The 6,521-nt window shown below is 42.2% G+C and carries 8 protein-coding genes; 2 read left to right on the top strand and 6 right to left on the bottom strand.

Going from position 1 to position 6,521, the window contains the following annotated elements:
- Positions 1-93: 93 nt before the first annotated feature.
- On the bottom strand, positions 94-618 hold the full coding sequence (locus RMZ42_RS21030) for a GNAT family N-acetyltransferase (protein WP_322673226.1): 525 nt from the start codon (positions 616-618) through the stop codon (positions 94-96).
- 60 nt (positions 619-678) lie between these two features.
- Positions 679-2,073 carry a tRNA uridine-5-carboxymethylaminomethyl(34) synthesis GTPase MnmE gene (mnmE, locus tag RMZ42_RS21025; RefSeq protein WP_322673225.1) on the bottom strand — a complete coding sequence of 465 codons (1,395 nt, stop codon included), beginning with the start codon at positions 2,071-2,073 and terminating at the stop codon, positions 679-681.
- Positions 2,074-2,349: 276 nt separating this feature from the next.
- On the opposite strand from mnmE, the gene RMZ42_RS21020 reads away from it, so the two are divergent.
- On the top strand, positions 2,350-2,550 hold the full coding sequence (locus RMZ42_RS21020; RefSeq protein WP_322673224.1) for a hypothetical protein: 201 nt from the start codon (positions 2,350-2,352) through the stop codon (positions 2,548-2,550).
- A 38-nt stretch (positions 2,551-2,588) separates the two neighbouring features.
- Here RMZ42_RS21020 and RMZ42_RS21015 read toward each other — a convergent pair whose 3' ends face one another.
- The 4 genes from RMZ42_RS21015 to RMZ42_RS21000 form a co-directional block, all read right to left on the bottom strand.
- Positions 2,589-3,257 (bottom strand): Uma2 family endonuclease, encoded by a 669-nt coding sequence (locus tag RMZ42_RS21015; RefSeq protein WP_322673223.1) that lies wholly within the window; start codon positions 3,255-3,257, stop codon positions 2,589-2,591.
- A 46-nt stretch (positions 3,258-3,303) separates the two neighbouring features.
- On the bottom strand, positions 3,304-3,678 hold the full coding sequence (locus RMZ42_RS21010; protein WP_322673222.1) for a hypothetical protein: 375 nt from the start codon (positions 3,676-3,678) through the stop codon (positions 3,304-3,306).
- Positions 3,679-3,754: 76 nt separating this feature from the next.
- Positions 3,755-4,801, bottom strand: a complete 1,047-nt coding sequence (locus tag RMZ42_RS21005) for a DUF1611 domain-containing protein (protein ID WP_322673221.1) — start codon at positions 4,799-4,801, stop codon at positions 3,755-3,757.
- Complete coding sequence (locus RMZ42_RS21000) at positions 4,785-5,837, bottom strand: dipeptide epimerase (RefSeq protein ID WP_322673220.1); 1,053 nt, start codon at positions 5,835-5,837, stop codon at positions 4,785-4,787. Before RMZ42_RS21000 ends, RMZ42_RS21005 begins: the two co-directional genes overlap by 17 nt.
- Positions 5,838-5,965: 128 nt before the next feature.
- Between RMZ42_RS21000 and RMZ42_RS20995 the strand changes: the two genes are divergently transcribed.
- A complete protein-coding gene (locus RMZ42_RS20995) occupies positions 5,966-6,517 on the top strand; it encodes an NUDIX hydrolase (RefSeq protein ID WP_322673219.1) in 552 nt (183 codons plus the stop codon).
- Positions 6,518-6,521: the final 4 nt, after the last annotated feature.

Genomic DNA, 6,521 nt, shown 5'->3' with positions numbered 1-6,521 from the left:
GTCATTTTTCTACGGCTGTATGAAACCACCCTGCCTCCCGAAGAGCGGGGAGGGGTTGGGGTGGGGTGTAATGACTGTGGTTAGTATAACTAATTATGCGGACATGATATTACGCATTTTATACATTGGAGATATTTTATATTCGTAGCGAGAGACAAAATAAGCACCAACTTGTTTGTCGCTGTGATGACGGAAACCAAAACGTTCATATACTGCTCTGAGGCGTGGACGTGAAGCGTCGCAATCTAGACGTAAATAATGTCTGCCAAGTGTTTGTGCTTGTTCAACAGCCCAAGCTAGAAGTGCTGAAGAGACTTTACCGCCAGAGTAATGCCGTCGAACTGCAAGGCGATGTACAAATGCTGACTCTTCCTGAGAAATGTCGGGCCAGAACAGTAAATCTTCTAGTTGAAACTTGATTGTACCAGCTGGTTCACCTGCCCACTCAGCAATAAAAAACAAGCCGTTAGCAACATCTTTAGATATACTTTTTGGCAAAATCTCACTCTCATGCCACAGAGGTCTACCACTCTGCTGGAGCCACAAAGCTGCTTCTAATAGCACATCCGAAACGATCGTTGTATCTTGTATAGTTGCTTGACGAATTGAGATGTACATTTAGTTATCAATCGAAGTTTGAGTAAAAGAACAGTAAAATTCAACAAAAATTTTTATAGTTTATTTACCAATACAAAATCTACTAAAAATCCTCTCTAAAACGGATTCTGTTACTTCTTCTCCGGTAATTTCCCCTAAAGCTTGAATAGCACCTCGTAAGTCAATTGTCCAAAAATCCAGAGGTAACTGCTGGGTAATTGTTGCTTGCACTTGTTCTAAAGATATTTTAGCTTGAGTTAAGGCTGCTGCCTGCCTTTGGTTGATGGCTAAATCCATATCAGCAGCTTGCACTTTTCCAGATTGAACTATTTCTAAAATGGCTGTTTCTAAAGCATCAATGCCTTGATTTTGGGCTGCGGCTGTGACAATTTTAGATTTTGGATTTTGGATTTTGGATTGAAGATTTTTCCTATCACTTTCTTCTAATAAATCGATTTTGTTAATCACTATAATTAACGGACGGTGTTGTACCTTTTCGTAAATTTCTTCATCGCCTTCTGTCCAACCTGCGGAAGCATCGATGGTAAGCAAGACTAAATCAGCTGCATTGGCAGCACGGCGCGATCGCTCGACGCCAATTTTTTCCACTTGGTCTGTTGTTTGCCGAATCCCGGCTGTATCTAGCACTTGTACGGGAATTCCGCCAACAACTAACTGAGATTCGACCACATCGCGGGTTGTACCGGGTAAATCAGTCACAATGGCGCGATCGCTCCGGCTCCAAGCGTTCAATAAACTCGACTTACCCACATTCGGACGCCCGACAATTGCCACTTTTAAACCAGTGCGTAGCAACTCACCTCGATCTTTGGTTTGCAATAACCTAGTTATTTCTGCGGCAATTTTATCGATTGCTGATATTATTGCTTTATCATCCAACGGAGGTAAGTCTTCCTCAAAATCAATCCGAGCTTCGATTTCTGCCAAAATATCTAAACAGTTAGCGCGTAACTGCCGAATCGGATGAGCTAATTTTCCTTGTAAACCAGCTAAAGCACTTTGAGCAGCTTGAGGCGATTTAGCTCCGACTAAATCAGCAATACCTTCGGCTTGAGTTAAATCTAATCGTCCATTCAAAAAGGCGCGGAGAGTAAATTCTCCAGGTTGCGCTAGTCTAGCGCCATTTTCTAAACACAGTTGCAACACCTGCTGCACTGCCATAATTCCCCCGTGGCAATGGAATTCCGCTACATCTTCACGGGTGTAAGAACGGGGTGCTTTCATCATCAACAACAAAGCTTCATCGACTATTTGTTGCGTCTGGGGATGGCGAATGTAACCGTAGAGAATCCGGTGACTTTCCCAAACTTGTCGCCCTGGTGCATGAAAGAGACTTTGGGCAATTGTCATTGCTTGAGAACCGGACACCCGCACAATCCCAACACTACCCTGTTGGGGGACAACAGCAGTGGCGATCGCGGCTATAGTTCCAGTAGTAGCAAACAGTTCTGACATGAGCGCCCTTTATTAAGAGTGAGAAGTGAGGAGTTAGGAGTGAGGAGTGAGGAGTTAGGAGTAAAAATCATAACTCATAACTCATAACTCATAACTCATAACTCATAACTCATAATTTTCAAAATAGTGAGTATTTAGACTAATGAGATACCAACTGGCAAGGTAAAATTTACCTGTAGGTCATGCCTGATAGTAAAGAGTTAACAGTGAAGAGTTAGAGATGAAAATCATGACTCACAACTTATAACTTATAACTTTTAGAGAGAGGAATGTACTGTGGAGCAAAAGATTAACTGCGCTGTAGCCTGTGTTAATGGGTGTGTTTTAGGGGATAAATGCCCCAATACCGAGTTTAGAGAGTCAGCCGCAAAATTTATTGAAGAGACTCCCTTAGAGAAAATGCTGGAGTTGGCACAAGAACGTCTGCAAAAAAAAATGATGGAACCGCCAAAATGGGTTTTTCCTGAAGATCCATAGCATTCGAGCTAACAGGCACAAGCAAGACAGCGTGGAAGTTAAATGGTATCTGGATCTATATTTAATTCTCGCAGTTTTGCTACCAAGCGATCGCTACGTTGTTTCTGGTGTTGTGCCACTTCTTCCGGTGTGGGAATCAGTTCTCCTTCACGAGTGTAAAAGCGTAATTTTTCTTGAACAACCCCTAAATATAAACCTAGCTGTTGACTCCATAACCAGCCTTGGGGATTTTGTTCTAACGGTTGATATTCACCATCCAGCAAATGGAATCCTGAAAATTCTAACGTTTCTGGGTCAAACCAGAAGTAATCTGGTGTGCGAAATATATCTTGGTAAATTTGTTTTTTTAAGCCTTTATCAGTGTCGCCTGTGCTATCCGAGATAATTTCTATAATTACATTGGGATATTTGCCATCTTCTTCCCAGACAACCCAACTTTTACGGGGTTTGCGTTCAGTCCCCAGTACGACAAAAAAATCTGGCCCCCGAAAATTTTCTGATTTGCGCTGGCGTGGACTGTAGTAGATGGTGAGATTACCCGATGCATAAAAATCTTTGCGATTTTGCCACAGCCACTCCAAACATTGGATGAGCAGTGTCATTTGCAACCGATGCAAGTCAGTTTCCAAAGGCGGTTCGTCACTATATAAATCCCCTGGGGGAAATATAACATTTTCTGGGGATTCTAAATCTTGGGTGACAGACATAGCAACAAGTGTGTCAGTGCTATAAGTTTAACGTGAGTTCTAGGCTCTAAAAACCCCACTTCCATTCCTCTCCCCCACCTACGGTGTACACACAAGTCTGAAGTTGTTCAATAATCTGGGTTTTACCCCACCCTAACCACTGGTTGAATTCAATCAACGACCGCCCGAATTCAACAAACGATCGCCCGAATTCAATCAACGATCGCCCGAATTCAACAAACGACCGCCCGAATTCAATCAACGATCGCCCGAATTCAACAAACGATCGCCCGAATTCAATAAACGATCGCCCGAATTCAACAAACGATCGCCCGAATTCAATAAACGATCGCCCGAATTCAATAAACGATCGCCCGAATTCAATCAACGACCGCCCGAATTTAATATATTTATTGCATAAATTCTCAAAACCTCCCCCCAAACCTGATTTACCAAGGTTTTAGCTTTAGTTTTACCCCACTGGGGGAGAGGTCAAAATAGCACTCGTCGAACTCACGTTAATTATTCATCACCGCATCCAAAAGCACATTGGCGTCAAAGCGGACTACATCAGTGCAAGGTAGCCCCGTTTCTGCTATTGTTTGAGCGATGCTTTCCTGAGCCGCAGATTCATCTAAATGGGCTGTGTTCAATGCTATACCCGCTACAGAAACACTTCCAAAAGCACCACCAGCATTAGCAACAGCTTCATAAAGCCGAATCACCTCTGGTAAAGGTGGAATTATTACATGGGGATGATTGCGGACATGAACTTGTCCCGCCCGATGTACTAATATTAGTTGGGTTGGTTGCGAACCACGGATTAGGGGTAGAGTTGCTGTTGAACCAGGGTGTAGCAGCGAACCTTGTCCTTCAATATGCAAGATGTCGTAGTTTTTGCCATAGCGCATAACAATCTGTTCCACAGCACCAGCGGCAAAGTCTACCCGCACGGCATCTAAAGCCACACCGTCTCCTTCTAACATAATTCCAGTTTGCCCTGTGGCGAGGAATTTAGAACGCCAGCCCCGCAGTTTTGACGCCCAATGTAACTCTAGGCTAGTTGACATTTTACCAATTGCCATGTCGGTTCCCACTGTCAACACTCGCCGACACGGAAGAGTACGTGCCATTCCACTAGCAACACTAATATTAGATGGCTCTTTGCGGACATCCCAAATTAGTTGCCCTGGTTTGAGCAGTGCATTTAATTCTGGGATACTTGCCATTGGTGTATGTAAACCATTCACTAAAGACATTCCCGCTTCTAAAGCTTCTTTGATTTCTAGCCAGTAATCATCTGGTACAGCACCACCTCCTGGAGCAATACCAATTACTAAAACTTCCGGTTTGTACTCTAGGGCTGCGGCTACCGATGCCACAATCGGCAGATCGCGCTTGATACCTGTTAATTCTGGTAGAGATTTACCAGCACACTCGCGATCGATTACGGCTACAATTGGGGCTTCACTGTAACGTAAAATTGCTAGCCCTGTTTTGCCGTGAGTCCCAATAGTCCCTTCATGTAGCAAGATAGCTACTCGTTGATTAAGTGGTAGACGCACTGTGTTGTACTCCCAAACCTGGTAAATCGTTTGGCAAAACTTTTCCTTGTTTTAGCAATGCACCCGTAAAAGGGTCATCAATTAAGTTCAGGTGACTGTCTAAATCTAAATAATCAGCTAGTGGCGCTAGCTGTAATGCTGCTGTATTAGCTAGCGAACTGTCAGAATAGCAACCGAACATTACTTGCAACCGATATGCTCGTGCTGTATGTACCATTCGCATTGCCTCTGTTAGCCCCCCTGATTTCATTAGTTTGATATTAATGCCATCCACGTAATTTGCCAAATCGGCAATATCAGCGCTGGTGAAACAACTTTCATCGACAAAGATAGGTAGGGGAGAGTGTTGTTTGAGTTTTGCTAAACTTGATTCCTCTCCCCGTGGCAATGGCTGTTCTACATACTTTATACCTAAATCAGCCAGCCAATTGCACATGGCGATCGCATCTTCTAAACTCCAACCCCCGTTGGCATCAACAAAAAATTCTAGTTCGGGTGCTTCTTCTCGCACTGCTAAAAGCATTTTTTGATCTGCATCTATGCCATCTGGGCTACCTAGCTTCACCTTAAAAAGACGGACATCTGTAAATTGTAACCAGTCTCGCGCTCTCGCCCTAGCGCCTTCAGGTGAATTAATCCCAATTGTGACTGAAGTCGGGACTATTTGATTGCGATCGAGTCCCCAAAGTTGCCACAAGGGTAATCCTACGCACTTACCCAACCAGTCATGCATTGCCATATCCAAGGCAGCTCTTGCAGCAGAAGGAATTTGATTTTGTATTAAAACTTGCTCAATTTCCTGACGTTGTAAGGGACTGAATGCTTGTAACAGAGGCACAACTTGCTCTAGAGTATCTTTGATTGCATCAGTTGATTGCCGATGATTACCCACACCAAATGGCGATGCTTCCCCCCAGCCTTCGATGCGATCGTGTGAAATTCTCACCCATACATTTGTTGTCTGTGCCGTTGTACCTCGACTAATAGTCAGCGGAAATCTCTTGTTTACTGTAAATAATTTTACATTTATTTGCATACTTATTTTACATATTATGTTATTGCAAAAGCCAGTGTAAGTTCAAAATTTAGATTATCGGATACATCTGTTATACTTTTTTACATTCATTGATTAACGACTAAAGTTTTTATAGATTATTTTTATTTATGAACAACTTAAAGAAATGGAAGATTTTAAAATCAAAAATGGTTTTAGATAATCCTTGGTGTCAGGTAAGGCAAGATGAAATAGAATTATCAAATGGTAAAATTATAGATGATTATTTTGTCAGTATTAAGCCTGAAGTTGCGATGATTTTACCTATCACTAGTAATAGAGAAATTATTTTTGTCCGGCAATATAGACACGCCGTAGGTGAATTTTTCTTGGAACTGCCAGCAGGGAATTTCGATCCGACAAAAGAGAGTGCAGAAATAGCAGCAATTAGAGAACTGAGAGAAGAGACTGGTTATATTCCCCAAGAATTTAAAAAAATTGGAACTTTATACGATAAGCCGAGTAAAGATACCAATAAAATACATTTATTTTTAGCAGAAAATGCGAGCAAAGTCGGAGAGCAACAACTAGATATTACAGAAGATATTGAAGTCGTATTAATTCCTGTAGAATCAATTTTAGAGAAAATTATTCAGGGAGAAATTTCTGTTGCTGGAACTGTAGCTGCTCTCTTTTTAGGTTTAAAATTGATTAATTATTAATAAT

The organism is Nostoc sp. DedQUE05 (assembly GCF_034530955.1).
In the GTDB taxonomy this organism is placed as follows: Bacteria; Cyanobacteriota; Cyanobacteriia; order Cyanobacteriales; family Nostocaceae; genus Nostoc.
Note: the sequence above shows the minus strand (reverse complement) of the source record. Positions and strands in the feature narration are given on the sequence as shown.

Excerpts from the sequence above, each read along its gene's own strand:
- RMZ42_RS21015 (WP_322673223.1), bottom strand. The coding sequence starts at position 3,257 with ATGTCTGTCACCCAAGATTTAGAATCCCCAGAAAATGTTATATTTCCC.
- RMZ42_RS20995 (WP_322673219.1), top strand. The coding sequence starts at position 5,966 with ATGAACAACTTAAAGAAATGGAAGATTTTAAAATCAAAAATGGTTTTA.
- RMZ42_RS21000 (WP_322673220.1), bottom strand. The coding sequence starts at position 5,837 with ATGCAAATAAATGTAAAATTATTTACAGTAAACAAGAGATTTCCGCTG.
- RMZ42_RS21030 (WP_322673226.1), bottom strand. The coding sequence starts at position 618 with ATGTACATCTCAATTCGTCAAGCAACTATACAAGATACAACGATCGTT.
- mnmE (WP_322673225.1), bottom strand. The coding sequence starts at position 2,073 with ATGTCAGAACTGTTTGCTACTACTGGAACTATAGCCGCGATCGCCACT.